Annotated in this window: 23 protein-coding genes and 4 tRNA genes; 13 read left to right on the forward strand and 14 right to left on the reverse strand. The window is 37.5% G+C overall.

Annotation, left to right across the window (positions count from 1 at the left end; genetic code table 11):
• The first annotated feature begins 30 nt into the window (after positions 1-30).
• The 5 genes from BW964_RS02185 to BW964_RS02205 all read left to right on the forward strand — a co-directional run bounded on the left by BW964_RS02185 (position 31) and on the right by BW964_RS02205 (position 9,295).
• On the forward strand, positions 31-990 hold the full coding sequence (locus BW964_RS02185) for a KpsF/GutQ family sugar-phosphate isomerase (RefSeq protein ID WP_076504324.1): 960 nt from the start codon (positions 31-33) through the stop codon (positions 988-990).
• 220 nt (positions 991-1,210) lie between these two features.
• Positions 1,211-2,038, forward strand: a complete 828-nt coding sequence (gene tatC / locus BW964_RS02190; RefSeq protein WP_076504325.1) for a twin-arginine translocase subunit TatC — start codon at positions 1,211-1,213, stop codon at positions 2,036-2,038.
• Between the two features lie 441 nt (positions 2,039-2,479).
• Positions 2,480-5,443, forward strand: a complete 2,964-nt coding sequence (locus BW964_RS02195) for a reprolysin-like metallopeptidase (protein WP_076504327.1) — start codon at positions 2,480-2,482, stop codon at positions 5,441-5,443.
• 170 nt (positions 5,444-5,613) lie between these two features.
• Positions 5,614-7,245, forward strand: a complete 1,632-nt coding sequence (locus tag BW964_RS02200) for a M1 family metallopeptidase (protein WP_076504328.1) — start codon at positions 5,614-5,616, stop codon at positions 7,243-7,245.
• 193 nt (positions 7,246-7,438) lie between these two features.
• Positions 7,439-9,295, forward strand: a complete 1,857-nt coding sequence (locus BW964_RS02205; protein WP_076504330.1) for a M61 family metallopeptidase — start codon at positions 7,439-7,441, stop codon at positions 9,293-9,295.
• A gap of 135 nt (positions 9,296-9,430) precedes the next feature.
• Here BW964_RS02205 and BW964_RS02210 read toward each other — a convergent pair whose 3' ends face one another.
• From BW964_RS02210 to pepE, 3 genes are all read right to left on the reverse strand, one after another.
• Complete coding sequence (locus BW964_RS02210; RefSeq protein WP_076504331.1) at positions 9,431-10,600, reverse strand: sensor histidine kinase; 1,170 nt, start codon at positions 10,598-10,600, stop codon at positions 9,431-9,433.
• A gap of 7 nt (positions 10,601-10,607) precedes the next feature.
• Entirely contained in the window at positions 10,608-11,978 is a 1,371-nt protein-coding gene (dacB, locus tag BW964_RS02215) for a D-alanyl-D-alanine carboxypeptidase/D-alanyl-D-alanine endopeptidase (RefSeq protein WP_076504333.1), read from the reverse strand.
• Between the two features lie 165 nt (positions 11,979-12,143).
• Complete coding sequence (gene pepE, locus BW964_RS02220; protein ID WP_076504334.1) at positions 12,144-12,836, reverse strand: dipeptidase PepE; 693 nt, start codon at positions 12,834-12,836, stop codon at positions 12,144-12,146.
• A gap of 192 nt (positions 12,837-13,028) precedes the next feature.
• Here pepE and BW964_RS02225 point away from each other — a divergent pair, with 192 nt between their 5' ends.
• A complete protein-coding gene (locus BW964_RS02225) occupies positions 13,029-13,583 on the forward strand; it encodes a tetratricopeptide repeat protein (RefSeq protein WP_076504336.1) in 555 nt (184 codons plus the stop codon).
• 63 nt (positions 13,584-13,646) lie between these two features.
• On the opposite strand, the gene BW964_RS02230 is transcribed toward BW964_RS02225, so the two are convergent.
• Positions 13,647-14,135, reverse strand: a complete 489-nt coding sequence (locus BW964_RS02230) for a YdeI/OmpD-associated family protein (protein ID WP_084175515.1) — start codon at positions 14,133-14,135, stop codon at positions 13,647-13,649.
• Positions 14,136-14,372: 237 nt separating this feature from the next.
• Between BW964_RS02230 and fsa the strand changes: the two genes are divergently transcribed.
• Positions 14,373-15,026 carry a fructose-6-phosphate aldolase gene (fsa, locus tag BW964_RS02235; protein ID WP_073332353.1) on the forward strand — a complete coding sequence of 218 codons (654 nt, stop codon included), beginning with the start codon at positions 14,373-14,375 and terminating at the stop codon, positions 15,024-15,026.
• A gap of 158 nt (positions 15,027-15,184) precedes the next feature.
• On the opposite strand, the gene BW964_RS02240 is transcribed toward fsa, so the two are convergent.
• From BW964_RS02240 to BW964_RS02255, 4 genes are all read right to left on the reverse strand, one after another.
• Positions 15,185-15,742: a sugar O-acetyltransferase gene (locus BW964_RS02240; RefSeq protein WP_076504339.1), complete on the reverse strand. Its 558-nt coding sequence runs from the start codon at positions 15,740-15,742 to the stop codon at positions 15,185-15,187.
• Positions 15,743-15,837: 95 nt separating this feature from the next.
• A complete protein-coding gene (locus tag BW964_RS02245) occupies positions 15,838-16,743 on the reverse strand; it encodes a GLPGLI family protein (RefSeq protein WP_076504340.1) in 906 nt (301 codons plus the stop codon).
• A 62-nt stretch (positions 16,744-16,805) separates the two neighbouring features.
• A complete protein-coding gene (locus BW964_RS02250) occupies positions 16,806-18,770 on the reverse strand; it encodes a M56 family metallopeptidase (protein ID WP_076504342.1) in 1,965 nt (654 codons plus the stop codon).
• A 6-nt stretch (positions 18,771-18,776) separates the two neighbouring features.
• Complete coding sequence (locus BW964_RS02255; RefSeq protein ID WP_076505399.1) at positions 18,777-19,142, reverse strand: BlaI/MecI/CopY family transcriptional regulator; 366 nt, start codon at positions 19,140-19,142, stop codon at positions 18,777-18,779.
• Positions 19,143-19,592: 450 nt separating this feature from the next.
• Between BW964_RS02255 and BW964_RS02260 the strand changes: the two genes are divergently transcribed.
• On the forward strand, positions 19,593-20,477 hold the full coding sequence (locus tag BW964_RS02260) for an ATP-grasp domain-containing protein (protein ID WP_076504344.1): 885 nt from the start codon (positions 19,593-19,595) through the stop codon (positions 20,475-20,477).
• Positions 20,478-20,759: 282 nt separating this feature from the next.
• The gene (locus tag BW964_RS02265) at positions 20,760-21,341 is read left to right on the forward strand and encodes a hypothetical protein (RefSeq protein ID WP_076504345.1); all 582 of its coding nucleotides are present in this window, start codon (positions 20,760-20,762) and stop codon (positions 21,339-21,341) included.
• Between the two features lie 502 nt (positions 21,342-21,843).
• Here the strand turns inward: BW964_RS02265 and BW964_RS02270 are convergent.
• A complete protein-coding gene (locus tag BW964_RS02270) occupies positions 21,844-22,290 on the reverse strand; it encodes a GNAT family N-acetyltransferase (RefSeq protein ID WP_076504347.1) in 447 nt (148 codons plus the stop codon).
• An 89-nt stretch (positions 22,291-22,379) separates the two neighbouring features.
• Between BW964_RS02270 and BW964_RS02275 the strand changes: the two genes are divergently transcribed.
• Both BW964_RS02275 and BW964_RS02280 read left to right on the forward strand, forming a co-directional pair.
• Positions 22,380-23,828 carry an aminotransferase-like domain-containing protein gene (locus tag BW964_RS02275; protein WP_076504348.1) on the forward strand — a complete coding sequence of 483 codons (1,449 nt, stop codon included), beginning with the start codon at positions 22,380-22,382 and terminating at the stop codon, positions 23,826-23,828.
• Between the two features lie 86 nt (positions 23,829-23,914).
• Entirely contained in the window at positions 23,915-24,175 is a 261-nt protein-coding gene (locus BW964_RS02280) for an Ada metal-binding domain-containing protein (protein WP_076504350.1), read from the forward strand.
• 18 nt (positions 24,176-24,193) lie between these two features.
• Here the strand turns inward: BW964_RS02280 and BW964_RS22435 are convergent, their stop codons facing one another.
• Positions 24,194-24,358 carry a hypothetical protein gene (locus BW964_RS22435; RefSeq protein WP_165789200.1) on the reverse strand — a complete coding sequence of 55 codons (165 nt, stop codon included), beginning with the start codon at positions 24,356-24,358 and terminating at the stop codon, positions 24,194-24,196.
• Between the two features lie 298 nt (positions 24,359-24,656).
• On the opposite strand from BW964_RS22435, the gene BW964_RS02285 reads away from it, so the two are divergent.
• Both BW964_RS02285 and BW964_RS02290 read left to right on the forward strand, forming a co-directional pair.
• Positions 24,657-25,169 carry a hypothetical protein gene (locus BW964_RS02285; RefSeq protein WP_076504351.1) on the forward strand — a complete coding sequence of 171 codons (513 nt, stop codon included), beginning with the start codon at positions 24,657-24,659 and terminating at the stop codon, positions 25,167-25,169.
• A gap of 86 nt (positions 25,170-25,255) precedes the next feature.
• Positions 25,256-25,840, forward strand: coding sequence for a TlpA family protein disulfide reductase (locus tag BW964_RS02290; protein WP_076504353.1), 585 nt, complete (start codon positions 25,256-25,258; stop codon positions 25,838-25,840).
• A 110-nt stretch (positions 25,841-25,950) separates the two neighbouring features.
• On the opposite strand, the gene BW964_RS02295 is transcribed toward BW964_RS02290, so the two are convergent.
• From BW964_RS02295 to BW964_RS02310, 4 genes are all read right to left on the reverse strand, one after another.
• Positions 25,951-26,023, reverse strand: a tRNA-Met gene (locus BW964_RS02295).
• Between the two features lie 39 nt (positions 26,024-26,062).
• Positions 26,063-26,135 (reverse strand) — tRNA-Met (locus BW964_RS02300).
• 38 nt (positions 26,136-26,173) lie between these two features.
• A tRNA-Met gene (locus BW964_RS02305) sits at positions 26,174-26,246 on the reverse strand.
• A gap of 39 nt (positions 26,247-26,285) precedes the next feature.
• A tRNA-Met gene (locus BW964_RS02310) sits at positions 26,286-26,358 on the reverse strand.
• Positions 26,359-26,435 lie beyond the last annotated feature (77 nt).

The following is a 26,435-nucleotide window of genomic DNA, read 5'->3' on the forward strand; positions in this document are numbered from 1 at the left end:
TGGATTTTTTGTATACCTTATACTAATTAAATGGAAAGAACCGACATTATTTCAATTGCCAAAAGCACTTTAGAAATAGAAATTGCAGAACTTGAAAAATTAAAGAACAGAATCGATGAGGATTTTGCCAAAGCAGTAGAGGTTATTCATTCGGCAAAAGGGAAGTTAATTGTTGTAGGAATCGGGAAATCTGCCCATGTAGGCAACAAAATAGTGGCTACTTTAAATTCCACTGGTACCCCGTCACAATTTCTTCATGCTTCGGAAGCCATTCACGGAGATCTTGGAGTCATTCAGAAGCAGGATGTCGTTTTATGCATCTCCAATTCCGGAAACTCTCCTGAAATTGCCAATCTGGTTCCTTATTTAAAGGACTACTCTTCGGCTCTTATAGGAATGACCGGTAACAAAACCAGCAAACTTGCCGAATTTTCCGAAGTGGTTCTGGATACGCACGTAGATGTGGAAGCCTGCCCGAACAAACTGGCTCCTACAAGTTCTACCACGATCCAAATGGCCCTTGGAGATGCCCTGGCTGTTGCTTTAATGGAGCTTAATGATTTCAGAGAGAATGATTTTGCCAAATTCCATCCCGGTGGAAGTTTGGGGAAGAATCTTGTTTCAAAAGTAGATCAGTTCTTGTCTCCGCAGAAACCTCAGGTGGATGAGCATGCTCCGGTAAGGGATGTAATTATTTCCATTAGCGCTTCAAGTCACGGAATTACAGTGGTTACGGATGAGGATAAGATCATCGGAGTGATTACAGACGGAGATTTGAGAAGAATGTTGATGAAAGGAGATGACATCACTAAGGTACAGGCTAAAGACATCATGTCTGCCAATCCTAAAACCATTGAAAGCCATACCCTGGCAAAAGAGGCTCTGAAAATTCTTAAAGAAAACAATATCGGTCAGCTGATTGTTACAGAAAACGGAAAATATTCCGGAATCATAGATCTTCATACGTTGTTAGACGAAGGAATCAATTAGATCTGTTCAACATTATTTTCACTGATCATCATCAATCAGCAGGCGGTATTCATCAAAATACCGCCTGTTTTTTTCTGGAAATCAAACATAAAGACATTTCCTTTATAAACTTGGTCAAAATCCTTTCCAATAATTCTGAATACTGATTATTATTTCATAATTTCGCAAACTTAAACAGCTTCACTCTGACGAGTTTACTATTTTAGATAGACTGTAGTATATGGACGAAAAAAAAGAAATGTCCTTTTTAGGACATATTGGAGAATTAAGAGGTCATCTTGTTCGCTCAATTATTGCAATTATAGTTGTTGCTTTTGCCGTAGGATTCAATATCAACTGGATCATGGACCATATCTTTTTTGGCCCTACACGAAATGATTTTCCCACTTTCCGAGTAGTGAATCATTTTTCAAGATTGCTTTTAGGAGAAGACAGCATTCATCTTCCCAAAGAGTTTCCGGTTCGTGTACAGAGGCTTTATCAGCAGTTTAATGTGATGATGGCTGTTTCTGTTTTCGGAGGTATTGTAGGCGCTTTTCCTTATATTGTGTGGGAATTGTGGCGATTTATTGGCCCAGCTCTTCATCCAAAGGAGAGAAAAAACTCTATCTTTATTATCAATGCGGTATGGATTCTTTTCATGACCGGAGTTTTATGCGGTTATTTCCTGATCCTTCCATTTGCCGTTAATTTCGGTGTAATTTTCAAAATTTCAGATATTATCATCCCGCTTTATGACCTAAGCGATTATACGACTCTATTTTTACAGGTTATTTTAGGCATGGGAATTATTTTCCTGTTCCCGATTCTTATATATTTTCTTACCAGTATAGGTATTCTGACGCCTATGTTTATGAAGACTTACCGTCGTCATGCAATTGTTTTGATTATGGTTGTGGCTGCTATCATTACGCCTGCCGATGTATTAAGTATGATCATGGCTGCTTTTCCACTGCTTATTCTGTATGAATTCAGCATCATCATGTGCTCTTTCACTTACAAAAAAGTACAGAGAAATGCTGCCAATCTTCCGGTAGTTCAGAAATAAGAGAACAAAAAGGGAAATAACTGACTAGGATTCATTAGCGTTTCCGGTTATTTCTCTATGTGAAAACCTCATAACCATTGCCTGACTTTTCTATCCTTTAGAAGATAAGGATTGACATGAGGTTAAAATAAAAACCTGTCTAGAAGTATGTCCCGATGAGCTATACTGATGGAGTTATTTTTGAACATGGTCCGGTTCATCTTTATAAAAACTCAAACATTCCAATAGTATAAAAACATCAGTTTCAGTGAATCACATCCATAATCAGACTTTCACTGACAAAAACACATACAATAAAAAATACTAAAAAATCAAACTAACACCCTAAAAAAATCTTCTTTTTCATTAAAAAATACAATATAATTTTCTATTTAACAACAAATTAAGGATTGTATTAAAGTTAATTTATTTTATATTTGCTTTCACGAAATAAATAATATTATGAAAAAGAGAATTATTCTTGCGTGTGCTTTGGCTTCAAGCTTTATAGGCCTGCATGCACAGAACTGGGAGCCTGTCTCTCAAAAAGTAGCTCCGATAAGGAAGGAAGTCAATGTATTGTATGCGTACAAGGTAGACTTAAACTCTTTGAGAGGTCTTTTAAAAAATGCTCCTGAAGCAGGACAAGGCGGCAGCCCGGTGGTTATTTCTTTACCTACAACCAATGGAAAAGTGGAAAGATTCTACGTATACAGCTCGCCTGTTGTGGAGAAATCCATGGCAGACCGTTATGAACTGGGAGCTTATTCAGGGGTTGGTATAGACAATCCTCATAAGCAAATCAGATTCAGTACAGCTCCAAATGATTTCCAGTCGATGATTTTTGATGCAGTGACCGGGAAATATGAATTTATTGAGCCTATCAATAAAGAAAAGGATGTCTATGGAGTATTTTTAAAATCCAATAAACCGCAAGGCGGAAATCCTTTTGAATGCAGCACATTCGAACCTGAGCAATCGAAAAAGGAAATGAGTAAGCTTCTTCAGTCTAAAAATGTTTTAAACTCAGGAAATACTCATAAAAGCACTGATCAGAAATACAGAACCTACCGATTAGCCATCTCTGTTAATGCAGAATATACGCAGTTAGCCGGAGGTGTTGCAGGGGCAGCAGTCCGCATTAATGCAACAATGGCGAGGGTAAATGGGGTATTCGAAAAAGATTTCGGTATCCACATGAATGTTCTGGATCTTCCTCAGCTTATCTTTACAGACCCTGCTACCGATCCTTATTCTAATGTCATTCAAAATACAAATGGGAGCTACAGTGCTCCGGGAGCATGGAATCTTCAGGTACAGCAGACGATTACTGCTGCTATAGGAAATGCGGGTTATGATATCGGCCATTTCTTCGGACACAGAGGCGGTGGTGGAAGCGCAGGCCGTGTAGGAAATGTTTGTATCAACCCTGCAAGTAATAATGATGCGACTTCAAAAGGAGCAGGAATTACCTCTCCTCTTATCGTAGATCAGCCGTTTGGAGATACTTATGATATCGATTTCGTAGCCCATGAAATAGGTCATCAGTTTGGAGGTGCCCACACGATGTCTCTTGCTTTACATGGAGCCCATATGGAACCTGGATCAGGATCCACGATTATGGGATATGCGGGTATTACCAATGCCAATGTTCAGATGAATTCTGACGCTTATTTCCATACCAAAAATATTGAGGAAGTACAGGCGTATGTGAATTCTAAAGAATGTGGAACCATCACGACCATTACCAATAATACCCCTCCTACTATTCAGCCGCTTGCCAACAAAGCAGTACCCAAAGGAACTGCATTTGCCTTAACCGCTTCTGCTGCTGACGCACAAAATGATCCGATGACGTATACATGGGAACAATACGATCTTGCGACCACAACTTTCGGACCCGTAAGTGCAACCCGTAAAAACGGAGCCAACTTCAGATCTCTGATGCCTACAGTATCTCCGACTAGATATTTCCCTCTTCTGACAACAGTTCTGAACGGTTCTGTTTCAAATATTACAGGTTGGGAAACGGTTTCTACTGTGCCAAGAGGGATGAGATTTAAAGTAACGGTAAGAGATAACAATCCTGACATTACAAAACAACAGACTCAAAGCGAAAGAATAAATCTGGAAATAGGAAATGACGGACCATTCAAAGTTACTTCAACGACTGTTTATAATAATACAGCCGGAGCTATTACCTGGGATGTTGTAAATACCAATAACAGTACTTATAATGTACAAAATGTAAAAATTGATTATACGACAGATAACGGAGCAACATGGACTGTAGTGACGCCTTCTACTCCGAATGACGGAGCTGAGCCATTTACATTCTCCTCTCTTGCCACCGGTTCTGCCGTGAAGATCAGAGTAAGCGCTATCGATAATGTATTTTATGCTATCGGAAATGCTACGGTAAGTGCCAGTGCCGGAGCTTGCTCTATTGCTGAACCTACAGGAATAGCGGTTTCAGGAATCACAATGTCTTCCGCAAACATTAACTGGGCTGCGCTTCAGGGAGGACAGTATACTCTAAGATACAGAAAGGCAGGTGCTACTGCATGGACTTCTGCAACAATGAATGCCAACTCATCTTTTGTATCAGGACTTGAAAACAGTACCCAATATGAATATCAGATCGCTAATATTTGCGGATCTGCAACAGGAACCTTCTCTCCGGTAAGTAATTTTACGACATTAGGCTATACCCTATGTACCAACAATACCGCCAGTCCAGCAGATGAATTTATATCAAATGTTACGGTAACTCCTTCAGGAGGAACTGCAATGTCCAATACAAGTGTAGGTTCAGCATATACAAGTTATGCTGCAGATCCTGCAAAATTAATCACCCTTACCCAGGGCGCTTCCGGTAATACATTAAGCATTACTAAAGGATGGACAGCTGGTACGTATAACGAAGGGGTTACGGCATGGATTGATTTTAACAGAGACGGAAACTTCTCTGATTCTGAGATAGTGTATACCAGCGCACCAAGTGCTATCACGCCTGTTTCAGGAACATTCTCTGTACCAGCAAATGCTTATTCAGGGACTTCCAATACAACCATGAGAGTGGTATTAACCTATGAAGACCAGCCAACCAGCGGATGTTCTAATTTCCAATATGGAGAAATTGAAGATTATGCAGTAAAAATTCTTCCTCAGGCTTTAGGCACCAGCGATGTGGTTAAAGACAATGACGGAGTACAGATTTACCCTAATCCGGCGTATGATGTTCTGAATGTGACTCATATTTCTTCTAAGGCACAGTTCAGCATTTTCAACATGGCAGGACAGGCTGTAATGAACGGTACTGTGGTGAATCAGAAAATCCCTGTATCAAAACTGACTCCGGGAGTATTTGTCATTACGATTGAAGATAAAGGAATCGTTTCAAAACTGAAATTCATTAAGAAATAAACCTTTTATTTTATACGATCACAGCCCGGTTTCAACCGGGCTTTTTTTGTGCGATAGTCTGATCGTGAATGATCTTTTAGTCTTCCTTCGTGTATTTTATATTTTTTTTAGTGAACGCTGCATTGTGCGATTAATTTTTCTATTTTTGAAAGAATTTAATTTAATTTTAAATGAAAAAGCTGACCTATACACTTTTATTTGCTTCGGGCCTGGTCTTCGGACAGTTCTTTGAAAAAGACAAGGTTTTTACAAAACAGGATACTTTGAAAGGTTCTGACACTCCATTCAGAAATTTTTGGGATGTCAAAAAATATGATCTTTCGGTAGAACCTGATTTTAAACAGAAAAGTATTAAGGGCTATAACAAGATCAGCTTTGAAATTACGAAAGACATTACAGATCCTGTTTTTCAGATTGATCTGCAAAAGCCGATGAAGGCTGATAAAATAGAAGCTGATTTTCCGGTTGCCCATTACAAGCAGGAGGATGACTTCATCTGGGTGACGGCAAAAAAGAAATTCAAAAAAGGAGAAAAATATACGATTAATGTCACCTATTCCGGAACACCTTTAATCGCAAAAAATGCACCCTGGGACGGAGGCTGGGTCTTCACTAAAGATGAAAAAGGAAATCCGTGGATGAGTGTTGCCGATGAAGGAATCGGAGCGTCCATCTGGCTGCCCACAAAAGATATATGGAGCGATGAACCTGAAAACGGGATCGTGATGAAGATCATTACTCCGAACGACCTTGTAGGCGTAGGAAACGGAAGACTGACCGATAAAAAAACGGAAGGCGGAAAAACAACGTATACATGGGAAGTAAAAAATGCGATTAACGCCTACTCCATCATTCCTAATATTGGTAAGTATGTGAATTTTAAAGATACTTTTGATGGGGAAAAGGGAAAACTTGACCTTGATTACTGGGTCCTGGACTATAACCTTAAAAAAGCAAAAAAACAGTTTCAACAGGTAAAACCCATGCTTTCTGCATTTGAGTACTGGTTCGGACCGTATCCTTTCTATGAAGATTCTTACAAACTGGTGGATTCTCCGTATCTGGGAATGGAACACCAGAGTAACGTGGCGTACGGAAATGGCTACACGAATGGTTACCGTGGTTCAGATCTTTCGGGAACGGGGGTAGGTCTTCATTGGGATTATATCATTATTCACGAAAGCGGACACGAATGGTTTGCCAATAATATTACCGCAAAAGATCAGGCTGATATGTGGATTCATGAAAGTTTCACCATGTATTCCGAAGTGCTTTTCACAGAAAAATATATGGATAAAAAGTCTGCTGACCTGTATGCCATGGGAATCCGCGGAAATATTCAGAACGACGTTCATATCATTGGAAAATACGGGGTAAGAAACGAAGGCAGCGGTGATATGTATCCCAAAGGCGCCAGCATGCTTCACACAATAAGACAGGTGATCAACAATGATGAAAAATTCAGACAGATTTTAAGAGGGCTGAATAAAGATTTCTATCATCAGACGGTAACAACCCGACAGATTGAAGAGTATATGTCCTCAAAATCAGGAATTGATTTATCTAGTATTTTTAATCAGTATTTAAGAACGGTAAAAATTCCTACCCTGGAATATTCTCAAAACGGAGATTCTTTAAAATTCCGATACACTGATGGTATTAAAGATCTTAAACTACCCATCATTATAAACGGCGATCAGACCATTCATCCTACGGAAAGCTGGCAGACTGTAAAACTTAAGAAAAATACTCCCGTAGCATTTAATACAAACTATTATATCAATTATAAAAAGGTTCAGTAAAGCTAAAAGGCAAATTCGTTATCCACGGATTTGCCTTTTTTATTTCGCTTCAGGAGCTGACAAGAATCGCTCTTCATACAGGAAAATCATTAAATCAATAATTTTATCTTATCAATTTTAAGAAAAGTTTAATAGTCCCTTCCGTAACAAATTGTTCAAAAAAACTACTATTTAACTATAATATTTAAACCTAATGAGAAAAACAGCAGTCACCCTGGGTCTTTTCGCCGCTTTTCTGGCCAATGCCCAATCTATAAAAACGACGATAGATCTTGTGAATGTAAAAGACGACAAGGTAGCCGTTACGATGGAGTTTCCAAAAATGAAATCCGGAGACATTAAATTTCATTTTCCTAAAACGGTTCCGGGCACTTATTCTGTAGATGACTACGGAAGATTTGTGGAAGGAATCAAGTTTTTCGACAATAAAGGAAGAGAACTCAAATACACCAAAGTTAATGACAATACGTATTCATTAAAAAACGCTAAAGATTTAACCAGGATCACGTATCTGGTGAATGACAGTTTTGATGATGAAATGGATAATTCAAAGCATAAAGCGGTGTTTTCTCCTTCTGGAACTGATATTGAGGAAGGGAAAGTTTATATGGTCAATACCCACGGTTTCGTTGGATATATTGACAATATGCAGGATGTTCCTTATCAGCTGATCATTCAGAAACCTGCTGGATTCTATGGCACAACAGCTTTGGTAGATCAGGATCAATCTGATGCTACCGATACTTTTACCCTGGCTAATTATGCTAAAGTAACCGATTCTCCGCTGATGTACACGAAACCTGATTATATCACCTTCAATGCAGGAGGAATGGATCTGGTATTAGGTGTTTATTCTCCAACCGGAAAGTACAAAGCAGCCGATTTTAAAGACAATCTTGAAAAAATGGTATTGGCCCAGAAGAAATTTCTTGGCGACATGAATACCAATAAAAAATATGCGATCATGCTGTATCTTTCGGGAGGTGACGGACCGCAAATTAAAGGTTTCGGAGCTTTGGAACACCATGAGTCAACCAGTGTGGTGCTTCCTGAAATGATGCCTAAAGAAGCGATTGACAAAACCATTACAGATGTGGTTTCTCACGAATTCTTCCATACAGTGAATCCTTTGAAAACGCATTCGGAAGAGATCCATTATTTTGATTATGCAGATCCTAAAATGTCTCAGCATCTTTGGATGTATGAAGGCGGAACGGAATATTTTGCCAATCTATTCCAGATTCAGGAAGGCCTGATCAATAAGGATGAATTCCTTCAAAGAATCAATGAGAAGATCACGAATTCGAAGAATTACGATGATACCATGCCGTTTACGGTGATGAGTAAAAATATCCTGAAAGACGAGTACAAAGATCAGTACAGAAACGTTTACGAAAAAGGAACATTGCTGGCGATGTGTCTGGATATTGAGCTGAGAAAGCTTTCTAATGGTGAAATGGGATACCGTGATATGATCAGAAAGCTGTCCCAGAGATTCGGAGAAAATAAACCATTCAAGGATGATAAACTGATCGATGAACTGGTAACGGTAACCGGCTATCCTCAGATAAAAGATTTTTATAACAAATATATTGCAGGAAACCAGCCAACCCCTTATGCGGAATATCTGAATATTGTAGGTGTAGAAGCAAAAAAGAAAGATACACCTCCCCTTTTCTGGTTCATCAAAGATCCCAACCAAACGGGTTATAACGATAAGAATAATACTTTTATCTTTGATGAAAGCTCTGCCTTGTCTCCTTTTTCAAAAAGCATAGGATTTAAAATCACAGACGAAATTGTGGCTCTGGATGGTAAAACTATCAATGTTCAGAATATGCAGGATTTTATCAATTATGCTAAATCAGTTAAAGAAGGCCAGAATGTTACAGTTACCGTTTTAAGAAAAAATGGGGACAAAACGGACAAAATAGATCTTAAAGGAAAAGCTGTTCTGGATAAAATGACGATAGAAAGCTTACAGTACAAAGCTAATCCGACCCCGGCAGAACAAAAACTGCAGGATCAGTGGCTGACTGGGAAGAAATAGTGAATAGTAATACATCATACGAAAGCGGAGAAATTCTCCGCTTTTTTTGATTTTATAATGAATTAGAATTCCATACAGTACAAGTTGTAGATCGTGAGATTGCTTCGCTGTGTTTGTAATGAATAACGAATTTTTTTATGCTTTTTTAATGGTTATTCTGAATGTCGTTCCCTTTCCTACTTCGGTCTGGGAGATTTTAATATCACCGTTATGATACTCGTGAACGACTCTTCTTGCCAGGGAAAGTCCTAATCCCCATCCTCTTTTTTTGGTGGAATACCCTGGTTTAAAGGCATTTCTGGCTTGTTGCTTGGTCATTCCGCTGCCGGTATCTTTCACTTCGATCAGAATATTCTTATTTCTCTCGAAAACAGACATTTGAAGTGATCCTTCTCCCTTCATGGCATCTACTGCATTCTTAACCAGATTTTCTATTACCCAGCTCATCAGAATCTTATTGTGCGGCACTAAGACGGTATAGGTTGGAAGATGCAGGCTGAAATCTATTTTCTTTGAGATCCTCGTTTTCAAATAATCATAATTCTGTACAATAGTTTCGTTGAAATTCAGATCATTGAGCTCAGGAACAGATCCTATTTTTGAAAAACGTTCGGAAATCGTCCTCAGTCTTTCGATGTCTTTTTCAATTTCGTAGACGCCTTCAGATTCCGGGGTTTCCAGCTTCATGATCTCCATCCATCCAATCATGGAAGATAAGGGAGTACCGATCTGATGGGCCGTTTCTTTAGCCAATCCGGCCCACAGATAACCTTCATCTGTTTTCTTGATGGTTCTTAGAAACCAAAATATAAAGAGGAGATAAGAAAGGATAAAAAGTCCCAAAAAATAAGGGTAATAGCGTAAATTATTCAGCAGTTTTGAATTGTCATAAAAAACAAGCTGTTTAGCCCCTTTGGAGATCTCTATTTCAAATGGATCATAATTATTTTCCATTTTTGAAATAAGCTTTTTGAGTTCTTCAGGATTATCCAGTATTTCTTTGGGAATATTTCGGGAGCTTCCGTCAAAAATAAACGGATTTCTGTTTTCATCCGTTAAGATAGAAGGAATCTGGTCATTTTCGGTAAGAATGGCAAAAAGAAGTTCCTGAGTTTCGGAGCTTTTCTGCTGGTTATCCTGTAAAATCTTTAGTGCGGTAGCAAATACTTTAATTCTTTCCGCCTCTTTTTCCCTTAAACTTTTAATCAGAATATTGGATGACACAATGAGTGCTATCACAATGACGGTAAGCAGGGTAAAAACAAACCAGTTATTTATTCTCGACAGAAAAGGGCGGTTCTTCATTCAGTTTTTATTTTAAGACATTCAGAATTTTCTGCAGTTCTGTACTTCCGCTTCCCTGATAGTTGTTAATAATGATTGAAAATACATATTTTTTTCCATCTTTCGCGGTATGGTATCCTGCAAAAGATTTGGTATCTCTCATGGTTCCGCTTTTCATCTTCATGCCGTTATCCTGAACAGGAAAACCGTCATAATAAGCATCAAACCAACCTTGTTTTTTCGCATACAGAAGGGCCTGAACTTCGGCTTTGGCAGCCACATAATTTTGAGGAGAAAGTCCGCTTCCATCAGCAAAATTGATCATATTCGAGTTGATTCCTTTTGATTTCCAGAAATCTTTCAAATAAGAAACACCACTTTTAAAACTGGAATTTCCTTTCTTTTCATTTCCTAAAGTTTTGATCAGAGTTTCTCCGTAAAGATTAACACTTTTCCTCAGAAACCAGTACACAATTTTATCCAGAGTTGGTGACTGGTACGTAAGAATTACATTTTTCGGAGCTGCCGGCACCTGCTTTCCTTCTAATTCAAGCTGTGAGCTGGTGACTGTTTTTCCTGAGATTTCAATCCCGGATTCTTTCAGCCATTGCTGAGCTTCAGTACCCAACTGCAGCGGTGGATTGGGCAAAGCACCGGAAACCGTTACTGTTTTTCCCGCCGGAAGCGTTCCGTTGATCAAGGCTACTTCAGAATGCGGAGCCGTAAAAATAAGGCTCTGATCAGAATTGCCTCCTGTTTTAAGGTCGTTCAGCCATTTGAGATTTTCAATGGGATAAGAAAAGCCTTTAAATTCTGTTCCGTTCATATTGATATCAAACTGGTTTTCTCTCCAATTGATTCCCCACACTCCTGCTCCATAATAATTCCCAAGATCATCCCATGGCCATCCTCCCGGAATGGTCTGATGGTCAAAATAAGAATCGTCAATTACCAGATTCCCTGAAATCTTTTTAATTCCGGAGTTTTTGAGAGCTTCCATCAGCTTCTTCCTGAAACTTTCGGGTTTATAGGCATCATAACGCCAGCTTCCCAATGTGGGATCTCCGTTTGAAGTGATGATCAGATCTCCGTTCAGCACTCCTGAAGACAAATTCCCGGAATAGCCGGCTGTTGTTTTAAAGGTATAATCTTTCCCTAAGGTTTCCAGGGCAGCTCCTGCAGTAAAAATTTTCTGGGTTGAAGCTGTAGAAAGACCTTTGCTTCCCTGATATTCGTAAATAAATGCTCCGTTTTCATCGGTAACATAAAAGGATAAACCGGATGAAACAGCCCCTGAAGAATCCATAAGATCTTTGGTCGCTTTATCCAGTTTCTGCGCCATATTCTGGGCAGAGAATATCTGAACCGACAGTATAAAAACTGTAAGTGTTTTTTTCATTGACATGTTTTTTATAGATCCAGACTTGACCAATAGACTTCGACTTCGTTTAGCAGAGCCTCCTGACTATTGAATGATCTACAGTTCCCATCCTAAGAGCACTGCATCAGGTCACGATTCAATTTCTGATCAAATATAATAAAAATAAGAGCTTATTTTAGTGATTTATAAGGTGCTTCCCGCTTCTACTTCATAAGGTTCTCTATCTTTTTCAAAGATTCTTGTGAGCTCACTACCTTCTACGGTAATCGTATCTCCGATTCTTCTGATCCAGTTTCCTTCACGGAGACCAATTACTTTCATGTCGTTCTGCGTCAGAAATTCTCTGATTCTGGTTTCTCTGGTTTCCCCATTGTGTTTCAAATCCGGATTGGGATCAAGATAATGCGGATTAAGATTGAAAGGAACAAGTCCCATGCATTCGAAACTTGGCGGATACATGATAGGCATATCATTCGTCGTCTTCATATTCTGCCCCCCGATATTGCTTCCTGCGCTGCATCCTAAATAGGCTTTTCCGGCTTCAACGTTTTCTTTGAGTACAGACATCAGCCCTTCTTCATGTAATGTTTTAACCAATAAAAATGTATTTCCACCTCCTGTAAAGTATCCTTTGGCATTATTCAACGCTTCGCCTTTATCTTCAAATTCATGAAGACCCTTTACTTTAATATTGATGGTTTCAAAAAAGGAACGGGCTTTTGCGGTATACTCGTCATGAGAAATTCCGCCGGGTCTGGCAAAAGGAATGAAAATGATTTCATCAATTCCATTATATAGTTGTATTAATTCTTCTCTTAAGTATTCCAGATATTCCCCGCCGAAAAGCGTGGAAGTAGATGCTAATATGATATTCATACAGGAAAATTATATTGATTTAAAAAAAACTGAATGACAAAGATAAAGTCAAACAGTAACGAATCAAAAATTAAGCTAAAAAAAAACGGATATCCGTTAATATTTTCTAAAAAAACTTAAAGCTTCTAAAATTTGAGTCTTTATGGAATTATAATTGAACTTTAGACTATAGAATTTTAAAAATGTAAGATTATGAAAATGACTAAAATTAATATCAAAAATCTTTTTGTAGGATTAATACTTGTAGGAAGTGCAGGTTTTGTTAACGCACAGACTACTCAGACAGATAGCGCAAACACAACAGTTACAACCGCTCAGGCAGGAAGTAACCCAACCATAGATGGCCTTAAAAAACAAATAGAGGCCAATCCAAAGGATACGGAAGCATTAGCAAAACTTGCAGCAGCCTATCAGGATGCTTCAGACTGGACGAATGCAGTGGATACCTGGAAAAAAATATCTGTTTTATTACCGGACTGGGCTCCGTCTTATTACAGCCAGGCGTATGCTTACCAATCGGCCAAGGATGATGCCAATGCAAAACTTGCTTATGAAAAGTATATTGCAACTGTAAAACCGGAGGAGGTAGAACAGAATAAGAAGAATTTGGCTTACGCTTACTTCTATGTTGCCTTCGCAGAACAGCAAAGTGATCCGAATAAAGCCAAAGAACATATCGCCAAATCTATACAGTATGATCCGACCAATCAGGACGCTGTAAAATTGAGTAAAGCTCTAAATTCATAATAAAGAAGACAAAATCCGGAAATTTTCCGGATTTTTTTTATGTGATTCAGTGTAGGCTGATTTCTAATCGATTCTCTTCCCAAAAAAATCTGTTTCTCCGTGAAGGTGCTTCATAATTTTTTCCACATTTCTTTCGATACCGGCCTCTGTTTTCAGATTATTGATGTACCGGATGAGTTCATGTTTTCTTGATGGAGTCAGGTTTTCAAAATTCTTCAATGCGACGGGACTGGCTTTAATCGCTTGATCCAGTTTCGGATGAATGGAAATACTTCGATCTGAATCATCATATTCTATAGAAACCTCAATGATCTCTCCTATTCTTTTGGGTGAATTTTTCAGCATCAACAAATTGACATACAGTCTCCATTCCCCTAAATACTTCATCAGGTTCTGCTTAAATTCCTGTCCATTGACGGTTCCTTTTACAGATACAGGACTTTTGTCTTTGCCTGCAGCCTTGAAAATATCGTTCAGGATTTCATCAGGAACGAAAACAAAAGGATTAATGCCTATCAATTCCAGTACGGCTGTAAAACTGTTGTTTTTCATGGGTAACAAATATAATATTTTATAGTGAACAATGAAGCTGGGGTGTATATGGGTAATTTTCTTGTAAAAAGTCACTAAGTAATCAACCGGCACATTTTCACACGACACCCTCTATCCTCTATCCTCTATCCTCTATCCTCTATCCTCTATCCTCTATCCTCTATCCTCTATCCAAAATTAAAATTTTCCACTCACAAAGGGAATCGTTATCTTTGCATTAATAAATCTATCAAACAAATGAAATTTTTTATTGACACAGCTAATTTAGAGCAAATTAAAGAAGCAAAAGACCTTGGAATTTTAGATGGTGTAACGACCAACCCTTCATTAATGGCAAAAGAAGGAATTCAGGGGAGTGAGGCGATCAAGAACCATTATAAAACAATTTGTGAGCTTGTAGACGGAGATATTTCTGCTGAAGTACTTTCTACGACTTACGAAGAAATGATCAAAGAAGGTGAAGAATTAGCAGCGATCCATCCGAATATCGTGGTTAAGATTCCCATGATTAAAGACGGAATCAAAGCATTAAAATATTTCTCTGATAAAGGAATCAGAACGAACTGTACATTGATTTTCTCTGTGGGACAGGCTCTTTTAGCCGCTAAAGCAGGGGCTACGTACGTGTCTCCTTTCCTGGGAAGATTAGATGATATTTCTACAGACGGACTTCACCTGATCGAGGAGATCAGATTGGTTTTCGACAATTATATGTATGATACTGAGATCCTGGCTGCCTCTATCCGTCATTCTATGCACATCATCGACTGTGCTAAAATCGGAGCAGATGTCATTACGTCTCCACTTCCTCCGATCTTGAGTTTATTAAAGCATCCTTTAACAGACAGCGGATTGGCTCAGTTTATTTCAGATTCTCAGAAATTAGCTTAATTATCAACAGCTATTTTAGATATAAAATCCCGAAACTTTCGTTTCGGGATTTCTTTTAGTTTAAAAGATCCTGTTCTACAGGATTGTTTTTTCTTTTGATCTTATCCATCTGGCAGAAAAAAATATTTTCTTCATTGTTATCAATGATCTATTAATTTCTAATCAATATTTTTAATAACCTTACAGGGATTCCCCACCGCAACGCTATTCTCAGGAACATCTTTGGTCACCACACTTCCAGCTCCTATCACGGCATTGTTTCCAATGGAAACTCCGGGCAAAACCACTACATTTCCTCCCAGCCATACGCTATCTCCAACGGTGATCGGACGGGCATATTCCAAACCTTCGTTTCTCTGTTTCGCATCCAGCGGGTGTCCGGCGGTGTAAAAACTGCAATTGGGGCCGATAAAAACGTTATCTCCGAACTTCACTTTTGCACAGTCTAGAATAGTCAGATTATGATTGGCATAAAAATTTTCACCCGTCTCAATATTATAGCCGTAATCACACCAAAAGGAAGGTTCAATACAGATATGGTCTTTTGCCTTTCCAATAATTTTTTTAATCAACGCATTTCTGTTTTCACTATCAGAATTTTTAAGTTGATTGTACTCCAGGCAGAGATCTTTGCAGGCTATACGTTCATTGATCAGCTCTTTGTCATAGTTGGCATCGTATAAGAGCCCGGCGGCGCATTTTTCTTTTTCTGTCATCCTATTTAAAATTAAAGCTTTAAAATTATGACAATAAAAGGAAAAACAGGATAGTCATTAATAACCATCCTGTTCTCTATTAAAAATTATGTCAACTACTTCGTCATATCCGGTTCGATCGGGTTGTTGTTTTTCTGAAGAGTTTCTTTCGTTCTTTTCTCCATTTCTTTGAACACCTGATTAGGGTCTGAAAGCTCCTTCCCGTCTGCTGTTTTCATTTTAAATGCGAACTTTGTATTGGAATCGCCTCCGTTTCTCATCATCATTTCTCTCATATTTTTGGTAGGGTCGTTCACGTAGGATTTCCATACTTTCTTGTATTGGTCTTTAGTGATTTCAAGCTCTTTTCCACCGATTCCTAATATTCTGACATTGTCCGGCAGCTGGGTTTCATTTTCTGGTGAAGGACTTTCTAAGGTCTTATTTCCTATTAAAGTCATGATATGTGAGCCTGTTGCGTCCTCCATCTTTACAATTAATCCCGGAAGACCATAGAATTTATACGGTCCGTCCTGAAAAGGAATCTCTGATGTAAACCATGCAGTCCATTCCCTTCCGCCATAGCTTGTTATTGCTTTTTGGGTATTGTACTCCCCAATCTTCTGTTTGTCCGGAAGAATTTTCCATTCCGGCTTCTGATCTTCTTTTATTTTATACTGATCTGTGCTGACACTTGTAAAAAGATAGGTCTTAAAATCAGGATAATCTTTAGTTACTTTGTAAGAAACCTGGCCCGGTTTATCTCTTCTGTTCACACTGATGCTTCCGCTGCCAGACTTAATTTGCTTTTCCAGCTCGGCCCTGGAAGTGGAATCGGCAACAAATTTGTCGCGGCTATAGTAAGCAGATCCTTTTTTATTAATATCCAGAAGCATCATTTCCTTTTTCACCTCTTCCTTGTTATTGGAATCCGGAATAAACTTGTATTCATAAAAAAATCTGTTGGTCTGGGCTCCGGCTGCTATTCCCAGAAGTAAAAAGAATAAAATTTTAATTTTCATAATCTGATTTTTAATAATAAAAAAAGCTTTGCCAATCTATAACTGACAAAGCTTAATGGTACTTATTTCTTTGTCTGAATTCTCATTTCACTTCGTTTAGCATTCAGTCCGTCTTCTTTATTAATGGTAATGCTTGAAATGTTTTCAGGCTTAAATGCTTCAAATTCACTTTTGCTTACCTCTTTTCCATCTATAAAAACCTGGGTATCATCCCAGCCATTCATTTTAAGCTTCTTCACTCCATTTAACGAAAGGGTCCCGTTAGCATCTTTTTTGATATAATCCGCTTCCAGCTCCATCATTCTTGGCTTTCCTACGGATCTATCTGAATTGGTATTTTTATACATATATATCCTGGATCCACCATTCAGAGAAAGCTTTCTCGTGGCTTCCAATCTGATTTTTTCACCTGCTATTCTTGCTTTTTCACCTTCAAGTCTGGCTCTTTCGCCTACTATTCTGGCTTGCTCACCGGCCACTCTTGCCATTTCACCTTGCAGTCTTCCTATCTCACCTGCTTTCATGGCTTCTATTCTGGCTTTTTCTCCGGCTATCCTTGCTTTTTCGCCTAATTTTATAGCTTCAGCTCTGGCTTTTTCAGCTTGTTTTCTGGCGGCCTTTCCAGCTTTCATTGCTTTTCTGGTCTCTTTTTCAGTTTCGGGAGTCCAGTTTTGATACCCGCCATCATTGAAACGTAATACCCTTACTCCATTGGCGTTTGGTGGTGTAGATGGCAGGCCTTGCGGAAAATCCATATTCAGACTGGACAGATCCGGAATTTCCATCCCGAGGGTTTCCAAAACTTTGGTTTTGTTCTTCCATTCATCAGATTTGAAAAAGTCATTCATCTTTTTGGCTTCTGATCCTGAAAAAGCCAGAGCCATTTTGAAATCATCCGAATGGGCTACTCTTCCCAATTCTCCGGAAAGTTCACCAATCTCCTCAAGATTCCTCTGAAATTCTTTACTTTCAGGTTTTAGGGTTTTTAAAACTTTGCTTTTTTCTTCAATCTTTTTTCCAAGTTCCGTCATTTTCTTGTCATTGGAAGATTCTTTGAAAAATCCAGGCTTCAGTGTTTCTGCTTTTTCTGTTTTTTGAGGTCTTAGGGTATCTTTTTTGATTTGAGAAACGGCTTCCTCAATCGCTATATTCGTTTCTTTAATTTCTTTGTTCTTCGCATTGACCATATAGGCAAAAGCTACTGAAAATAAAACCGGTAAGGCAAAAATTCTTCGCGCATATCCGAATTTGGTTTGTGGTTTTTGTAACATTTTGAGTCGTTTTTTTAGATTTGAACTTAAAAACGGACTGGTGGCAGGCAACTGTGTTCCGGAAAAGTAGCTTGCTAAAAGCATCTGCGCAAATGCTTTGGTGTCCGATTGTTTGACGGCTTTTTTATCCGCCAGGTATTCGTGGATCAGACTGATCTCTTTTTTAATGATGTGAAAAAATGGATTGAACCAGAAAACAGAGGTAATGATCTCAATCAATATTTTATCGAAAGAATGCTTCTGCTGAATGTGAACCATTTCATGTTTCAAAATCTGTTCTCCTATCTCAGAATTCAAGGTGATGGTATTCTTCCAGAAAAGATTTCTAAAATATGAAAACGGGGCTTCGGTCAAGTCTGTACGGTAAAAATTGATCCCGTCAAAACTTTCTTTCTGAAACTGTTTTTTAAGCCGCTGGATCTTAAAGATCCCTATAATCAGCTTCCCTAAAAAATAGAGAGAAACCAGTCCCAGAGCTGAAAAAATAATTCTAAAATAAATGTGGCCATTGTTTATATTTTTTTCTGTATTAAAATTCTGTATCTTATCCAGAAGCCTATAGACATCACTATTGACTTCTATCGTAAAATCATCTACCCTGATCAGGGGCAGCAGCAGCGATATCATCATCGCACCCAGGAGATAAAACCTGTTATAGTGATGAAATGTCTTGTCTTTTAAAGACAACTTATAGTATAAAAACATTACACCGGAGCTTAATATTACTTTTCCAAAGTACAGAAGTAGAGTTTCCATGGTCTGTTAGTTTTTCTTTTTGAGTTCGTTCAAAAGCATTTCAAGGTCTTCTACGGTCATCTCATTCTTTTCCACAAGAAAGGAAACCGCACTTTTGTAGGACCCTTTAAAATAATTTTTCACCAGACTTTTCATTGTTTTCCCGGAATACTGTTCTTTGGTAACCAATGGGAAATATTCATGCTGTCTTCCGTATAGATGATAGTCTACAAATTCTTTATCCTTTAATACCTTTAGAATTGTAGAAACGGTATTGGTATGCGGTTTTGGTTCGGGAAAAAGATCCAGAACGTCTTTCAGAAATCCTTTTTCAAGTTTCCATAAATACTGCATCACCTGTTCTTCTGCTTTGGTCAAATTCTGAATTTTCATATCCTTTTCATTTATCATTATAGTGATATACTATTTGTCATCGATTTCTATATCACTAAGAAATTAGTTATACAAATGTAGAAATAAAATTAACTCAAACAACTAATTTTATAGTGATAAGCAAAAATTATCATTAACTATCTGAAAATCAATTTAATAAATTTCATTGAAATATATTAAATTTCTAATACCTCACCTAATTGTCTGTTTAATTGATAGAAAAAACTCGTATAGTATGATTAATTTGCACTAAAAAAAGGTAAAGTATATCTATTTTTCATTTTTGCAGTCAAAAACTGTATCTGTCTAAATAATGAAAACTGTATCTGCGTGCTTTGTTTGTGTTTGCTGAAATTTGTATATATTGAAGCTTAATGTGAGCACCAATGTTGGCTTTGTAAAGCGGAAACAGATCAACTGACTCAATCCATATAAATAAAAAACATAAGAATGAAAATCGCATTAGTAGGTTACAAGAAACAGGAAAAGTTTGCCCAAGGGGTTACCAACGACGAAGACGCTGACCTTTTAAATTATTTAACGGAAAAAGGATTGAATGTTGTTCCGGCCATCTGGAATGATGATCGTACAAACTGGAGTACTTTTAATGTGGCGATCATTAAATCTCCCTGGGACTATCACAATCATCTAGCGGAGTTTTTGGATTGGCTCAATAAACTGGAAAAATTAAAGGTCAGGGTGTTCAATCCTGCGGAAATCATCCAATGGAACAGTAATAAAAAATATCTGAGAGACCTTGCCCAAAATGGACTTCCCGTCATCGAGTCGGAATACCTTGATCAAGGTTCTTCCTTTGATGATCGGTTCTTTGACTTGTTCGGCACCGATCAACTGGTGGTGAAACCATGTGTCAGTGCAGGCGCTCAAAATACCTTAACGGTTAATAAAAACAACCTGAAAGAACGTACAGAAGAAATTGAACAACTCTTACAATCAGAAGATTATATTGTACAGCCTTTTGTAGAAGAAATAAAAAACGGAGAATGGTCATTTTTGTTCTTCAATGGTCAATACAGTCATTGTTCATTAAAAAAACCTAAAAAAGACGATTTCAGAGTACAGCACTATCACGGCGGCACGATCAGCTATCCGACTCCTGACCCTATTCACATAGAGCAGGCAGAAATTTACCTGAAGAGCCTGCCGCAAGCTACATTATATGCCCGGGTGGACGGAGTACTTGTCAACAATTCATTTCAATTGATGGAACTTGAACTGATAGAACCTTATTTATTTCTAAACGGTGACAAAAATTTATTGGAAAATTATTACCAGGCATTAATGGCTTTGATTTCATCGACAGATGGAGTTTGATGACAAAGAGCTGCAAGGCTAATCATCAATTTGGTTTCAATACAATAAGAGGAAGAAAATAGTGGTTTAATAAAAGACAATTATGAAATTTACAGATACAGTGACTACTTCATTCTGCAAGTAATTTAATTTAAAAATTGCATTAATAAAGACCTTCTCATCACCATTTATACAATAATGAACAAATTACATTGTTGATTTGTTAAAATTTATTAAATAAAATTAAAATGAAGTTGTTTAAAGTGGGAAAATATATTTATTTTAGTGCTTTAAAAATTTCTCATGAAAAGATATAATTTACTGATTGTACTATTACTGCTTATTTTTAACGTGACTACGGCTCAAAAGAAAAATTCTCCGGCTGCAGATCTCAGTATCTTAAAGGAAACCAAAACCAAGATTGAAAACACGGTTCCTCTTGTGATCAAGCATCTTCAGACTATCGCTGATAAGGAAGGTGACAATACCATCGTGACCAATGGAAAAGCTGGTTTAGGAAAAGAATATGGCATTCTGGAGTCTGAGTGGTTCCTGTACAGAAATAATATGAAGAACTGTATTCTGAACAATTCTTCCAAAAAAGCTAAAAAATGTATGGAATACCATACGCAATACCTGAGAAATACATTCATCAACTATGGTAACTATATCTCAAACCTGACAAGAAAGAACGGATATCTTGGCGTAGAAGGGGATACAAAATTCGATTTTAAACCGATTGACCTTACGACCAAACTAAGTGAAGCTTACTTCAATGCTAATGACGCCGCAGGAAGAATGAAAGGCGATCAGAAAAAAGACTTTTTAGGACAGACAATGTCTGATGACAACAAATTGACTCCTTTTAGTCAGCTAGCTCAATAATATTAACCTTACCATCTATACTTAATCCCGCTTTTTTAAAGTGGGATTTTTGTTTACAGAGCTTTTATTGTTAATTAAAAAAAGAGAACTACAACTGCAGTTCTCTTTATCGTCAGAATATTCACTTTTTCATCTTTATCCTGATGAAAAATTTATCAATAGATGAGTTGAAAAAACGATCTCCGCCGGGAAAGCTATTATCAATTTAATCATAAAAACATTCCGGAAAAAGTAGAAAATGAGGCGGAGATCATTAAACATAAATATGCTCTACAAAACAGTTTCCTGATTATAAAAGCACTACAAAAGTAAGCTTCAGACCTGTACTGCTAAAAAAAATCGTGTAGAATTTAGTTGCTCCCTTTGTAGAAGTAATACTACTTTTGAGACAATAGAATCATCAGACGATAAAATCTGCTGAAAAAAGGGAACTCTATTGGCAGACTACTCTGTAAAAACAGATAAAAAAACGCCATCCCTTCTATCTTTGTCTTCTGAAATTTTACTTCCACCAATGGTAATAATTGTGCAAATCATCATGCTCAAAACCACATCTCGGATAAAGGGTATTTCCAATATCATTGGTTTTCTCCGTTTCAAGCATCAGTCCACAGGCACCTGTTTCTTCACACCACTTTTTGCTTCGGTCTATCAGTCCAACAGACAATCCCTTTCCTCTGTAATCCGGATGAACAAACAGATCGCTCAAAAGCCACTGTTTCTGTAGTTTTGTGTAATGAAAAAGTTGATACAACTGGACAAAACCCACTGCTTTTCCGTCTGTAATGGCAAGAAATATGTCTGATTCATGGTTAAGGAATCTTTCTTTAAGGAACGCTTTTCCTTTTTCCAGATCAGATTCCTGACGGTAAAAAATACGGTATAAATTGAAAAGCTCTGCGGTTTCATTAAGGTCTTCAAGACCTGCCTTTTTAATGGTGTAATTCATTTCTGTAATTATTTTTTATTGACAGAGCAAAAGTATTTTTAAATAGGACTACTTTTGTACTCCAGATATTAAACATCTGATAGTCCAGTATGCTTCCATTTGAACATGTCATTATTATTAATAAAGAAAACAGTACAGCGATATACAGGCAGATTGCTGTTTCAATCATTAACGCGATAAGAGCAGGAACATTAAAACCCGGATCCATTCTTCCGGGAACACGTGAACTGTCTAAAACATTAGGAATACACCGCAAAACTGTAGTTGCAGCCTACGATGAATTATATGCACAAAACTGGATCGTTATCTTTCCAAGAAAATACACTGCCGTATCTGACCATCTTCCTCTTCTAAAACCTCAAAAGTGGAATACCACCAATGTCCTTCCTTCCTATAAAAACAGTTTCAGCCTTCCGTTCAGAAGCATTGATGTAAAGAAAGGCAAATCTGGAATATCTGTAGTACCTGAGCTTATCATTGATGACGGTCATCCTGACGTCAGAATTTCGCCTATCGATGAGCTCCTGAAAACCTATCGGTCTTATACTTCCAAAAGGCATACGATTAAAAATGCCAATATGGGAACAGAACAGGGTACCTTACGTTTAAGGGAAGAGCTTGCGCAATATCTTTCCGAAACCAGAGGCCTCAATATCGGCACAGAAAATCTTCTGATCACTCATGGTGCCCAGATGAGCATCTATCTTACCGCACAGCTTATTCTTGGTCCTCACTCAACGGTCATCGTAGGAACCCCCAATTATCCGGCGGCTAATGCAGCATTTGAACAGACCGGAGCAGCGGTTCTTGAAGTTCCTGTAGATAAAAACGGTATGAATACCAAAGCTATTGAAAGACTATGCAGAACAAAAAAGATTGATGCTGTTTATGTGATTCCCCATCATCATTATCCTACCACCGTCACACTCAGCGCGGGCAGGAGAATGGAGCTCCTGGAACTTTCCAAAACGTATTCTTTCGCGATCATCGAAGATGATTATGACTATGATTACCATTATACTTCTTCTCCATATCTACCTCTGGCAAGCAGCGGTCATAACGGAAATATAATTTATACCGGATCTTTCTCCAAAATTTTAGATCCTTCATTAAGGATTGGTTTTATGGTTGCCCCCGGTAATTTTATTGATCAATGTACTGCATTAAGAAAAATTATTGATGTAGGAGGCGACGGCTATATGCAGAATGCCTTAGCTTTTCTGATTAAAGAAGGTGAACTGAAACGACATCTCAAAAAAGCAAAAAAGATCTATCACCAGCGAAGAGACTTTCTGAACATTCTGCTAAAAGACAGATTAAGTCCTTATATTTCTTATGTTCTTCCTTCTGGAGGAATGGCAATGTGGATTACATTGGTACCCGAATATCCGGTTCGCCATTTGATCAACCTTCCTCAACTTCAAATTTTACGTGTTGATGAAGAGCTTAATGCGTTCAGGTTTGGCTTTGCTTCAATGGATGAAAAGGAACTGGAAACAACAGTCGATTTTCTGCAAAAAGCATTGAGTTCCTTCTAAAAAGATTTTCAATATCAGAAAATTGATCTGAAAAATACCGCCTGTTTCAGATTTTATAAATGAATGCAAATTGAGATCTTGATGCTATGGAAAAGCATATTGAAATAACTGATCATGTCTTAAAAAGTAAAATCAGGAAGAAGGAAATTAATCTCGGTGGGAATCAGAGATTGAAAATTTACGGATTACTTTCCTGTTCTTCCGGCAAAAGAATGAAAAAAGAAAACAGGATCTTCTTTATATCTGAAAACGAAGCATTGGAAAATAATTACCGTCCCTGTGCACATGGCATGAAGGCATACTTTTCACTGACTAGCCTGATCACAAATGTATCAACCCAAATTTGAAATAGGAACCTACTTGTGTCAAACTTCATTATCCTGGAATGGAATAATACGGCTCGCAGTCACTTTCTGTTGCTGCTTTATCCATAAACTCAATTCATTAGAATTATGGAATCCTGTAGTCATGGTACCGTTTTTTTTTACCATTGTACAATCAAAAGAATTGGTAGGGATGAAGTAAAGCATGTGTAGTCTTAATATGATGTTTCTCTATCAATATTTCACAAGATAAAATTTTGACTAGACATATCATGTAGCCTTCAGCTCCAAAAATAGACCATCGCAAAAAAGAGAAAGGGGGGATCTCTTGAAGAAGATAATACCTGGGGAACTCGAAGAATTAATTAAAATAAAAAGGTTGCTATTTTAACATAATAAAAAAGTTATAAGAACTTCTAATTCCCGTAATCGGGAATAAAAAACAAGTTATATATTTGTTTCAGATTGCAATCACAAAAATCACAAAAAATAACAATTGAATATTATGAAAAAAATTATTCTTGCATTAGCATTAATGACAATGCCAACAGTTACAGTTTTAGCGAATAACGTAAATCCTCAACCGTTTTTTAAAGCACCAGTTGTAAACTCTCACAGAAGTCTATCAAAAGTCCCTAATTACATATCATATGCTAATAGTATTTCTTCTGTTACAGATGCTGAAAATTTTAAGTTATCTTGCAGAAAATTTACTATTGAGGTTAGCATAGGTATTGTTTCTGTCTCTACAGACGTTACTGTATGCATTGAGCCCAATGGATATGGAGGTTGGCAAGGTACTATTTCGAAGGCAGGTAATGATTCAACAGATCTTACTGAGGTTATTAATAGACTTAAAGCAAAATGTAACGAAAAAGAGATTAATCAAGTACAAATTTTGAGTCCAAATGCGCAAACATTTGATGACGGACTAACATTGGTAATTGATAGTGGAACCTATAGTGTTCTAGAACAAGATGGAAGAAACTATGTTGCTCTAACATTATCAAAAAAATAAATAAAAATATTTTAAGAATCTCAAAAGCAAAGTTCTTTTGAGATTTTTTTAATGAATAAATGTAATTTTGTATAAAAAAGTAATAAATGAATAGAAAGATTATCATTTTTGGGCTAGCCTTTGTAAGCCTATTATTACTCTTATTCATACTGCTTAGAAATCCTGAAGTACTTAAAAATCTAAAAATCAGAACAACTGAACAAGTAAAGGAAGAAGAAAAGAAATATGCTTTCAAAAACAGTCCTTTTTACAAAGAATATTATACAAGTGATCAACTGATTGTTTTAAATTTATGGGCTACCTGGTGTGAACCTTGCTTAACCGAAATTCCAATACTAAATAAAGTTAAAAATCATTATTCAAATCAGAATAAAATTGTATTTTTATCACTATCATTAGATGATGATTCAGCTAAGTTAAAATCATTTCTTAAATCTAATAGATTTCAATTCCAGGATATTACATTAAAAAATTTCCAACACAGGAAATCACTTACAGATTATTTAAATGGAAATAAAACCTATGAAAATTCTTTCATCAAAATTAGGTCAAACGTATTGCCAACCACTTATATTTTAAGAGATCAAAAAATAATAAATGTTTATACAGCAATTGATAGCAATAAAATTTATAGAAATATAGACTCCATAATCACAGTTGCCAAACAATAATTATTTAAACTAGATAAAATGGCTTCCTGATTTAGGAAGTTATTTTTTTAGTCCCCAAATATAAATAACAAAAAAAAGAAGCAATAATTATATTGCTTCTTTCGTTCTAGTAGCGGGAACCGGACTCGAACCGATGACCTTCGGGTTATGAGCCCGACGAGCTACCTACTGCTCCATCCCGCGGTGTATCTTTAGAGTGCTTACCGAAAGCACTTAACTTAGTAGCGGGAACCGGACTCGAACCGATGACCTTCGGGTTATGAGCCCGACGAGCTACCTACTGCTCCATCCCGCGGTGTATTTTTAGAGTGCTTACCGAAAGCACTTACTTAGTAGCGGGAACCGGACTCGAACCGATGACCTTCGGGTTATGAGCCCGACGAGCTACCTACTGCTCCATCCCGCGGTGTATTTTTAGAGTGCTTACCGAAAGCACTTAACTTAGTAGCGGGAACCGGACTCGAACCGATGACCTTCGGGTTATGAGCCCGACGAGCTACCTACTGCTCCATCCCGCGATATTGGATTGCAAAGATACGTCTATTTTTTAAAAATCCTAATTTTTCTTTTAAATAAAGGACTTTTATGAAAACTA

It is taken from the genome of Chryseobacterium shigense (assembly GCF_900156575.1).
Classification (GTDB): domain Bacteria; phylum Bacteroidota; class Bacteroidia; order Flavobacteriales; family Weeksellaceae; genus Chryseobacterium; species Chryseobacterium shigense.

What these genes read in the sequence shown, in the direction of transcription:
- BW964_RS02270 (WP_076504347.1), bottom strand. Translation starts at nt 22,290, where the DNA reads ATGAATTACACCATTAAAAAGGCAGGTCTTGAAGACCTTAATGAAACC.
- BW964_RS02240 (WP_076504339.1), bottom strand. Translation starts at nt 15,742, where the DNA reads ATGACAGAAAAAGAAAAATGCGCCGCCGGGCTCTTATACGATGCCAAC.
- BW964_RS02290 (WP_076504353.1), top strand. Translation starts at nt 25,256, where the DNA reads ATGAATAGAAAGATTATCATTTTTGGGCTAGCCTTTGTAAGCCTATTA.
- BW964_RS02245 (WP_076504340.1), bottom strand. Translation starts at nt 16,743, where the DNA reads ATGAAAATTAAAATTTTATTCTTTTTACTTCTGGGAATAGCAGCCGGA.
- BW964_RS02210 (WP_076504331.1), bottom strand. Translation starts at nt 10,600, where the DNA reads ATGAAGAACCGCCCTTTTCTGTCGAGAATAAATAACTGGTTTGTTTTT.
- BW964_RS02225 (WP_076504336.1), top strand. Translation starts at nt 13,029, where the DNA reads ATGAAAATGACTAAAATTAATATCAAAAATCTTTTTGTAGGATTAATA.
- BW964_RS02275 (WP_076504348.1), top strand. Translation starts at nt 22,380, where the DNA reads ATGCTTCCATTTGAACATGTCATTATTATTAATAAAGAAAACAGTACA.
- BW964_RS02260 (WP_076504344.1), top strand. Translation starts at nt 19,593, where the DNA reads ATGAAAATCGCATTAGTAGGTTACAAGAAACAGGAAAAGTTTGCCCAA.
- BW964_RS02255 (WP_076505399.1), bottom strand. Translation starts at nt 19,142, where the DNA reads ATGAAAATTCAGAATTTGACCAAAGCAGAAGAACAGGTGATGCAGTAT.
- BW964_RS02195 (WP_076504327.1), top strand. Translation starts at nt 2,480, where the DNA reads ATGAAAAAGAGAATTATTCTTGCGTGTGCTTTGGCTTCAAGCTTTATA.
- BW964_RS02230 (WP_084175515.1), bottom strand. Translation starts at nt 14,135, where the DNA reads ATGAAAAACAACAGTTTTACAGCCGTACTGGAATTGATAGGCATTAAT.
- BW964_RS22435 (WP_165789200.1), bottom strand. Translation starts at nt 24,358, where the DNA reads ATGCTTTACTTCATCCCTACCAATTCTTTTGATTGTACAATGGTAAAA.
- pepE (WP_076504334.1), bottom strand. Translation starts at nt 12,836, where the DNA reads ATGAATATCATATTAGCATCTACTTCCACGCTTTTCGGCGGGGAATAT.
- dacB (WP_076504333.1), bottom strand. Translation starts at nt 11,978, where the DNA reads ATGAAAAAAACACTTACAGTTTTTATACTGTCGGTTCAGATATTCTCT.
- BW964_RS02265 (WP_076504345.1), top strand. Translation starts at nt 20,760, where the DNA reads ATGAAAAGATATAATTTACTGATTGTACTATTACTGCTTATTTTTAAC.
- tatC (WP_076504325.1), top strand. Translation starts at nt 1,211, where the DNA reads ATGGACGAAAAAAAAGAAATGTCCTTTTTAGGACATATTGGAGAATTA.
- BW964_RS02185 (WP_076504324.1), top strand. Translation starts at nt 31, where the DNA reads ATGGAAAGAACCGACATTATTTCAATTGCCAAAAGCACTTTAGAAATA.
- fsa (WP_073332353.1), top strand. Translation starts at nt 14,373, where the DNA reads ATGAAATTTTTTATTGACACAGCTAATTTAGAGCAAATTAAAGAAGCA.
- BW964_RS02285 (WP_076504351.1), top strand. Translation starts at nt 24,657, where the DNA reads ATGAAAAAAATTATTCTTGCATTAGCATTAATGACAATGCCAACAGTT.
- BW964_RS02205 (WP_076504330.1), top strand. Translation starts at nt 7,439, where the DNA reads ATGAGAAAAACAGCAGTCACCCTGGGTCTTTTCGCCGCTTTTCTGGCC.
- BW964_RS02280 (WP_076504350.1), top strand. Translation starts at nt 23,915, where the DNA reads ATGGAAAAGCATATTGAAATAACTGATCATGTCTTAAAAAGTAAAATC.
- BW964_RS02250 (WP_076504342.1), bottom strand. Translation starts at nt 18,770, where the DNA reads ATGGAAACTCTACTTCTGTACTTTGGAAAAGTAATATTAAGCTCCGGT.
- BW964_RS02200 (WP_076504328.1), top strand. Translation starts at nt 5,614, where the DNA reads ATGAAAAAGCTGACCTATACACTTTTATTTGCTTCGGGCCTGGTCTTC.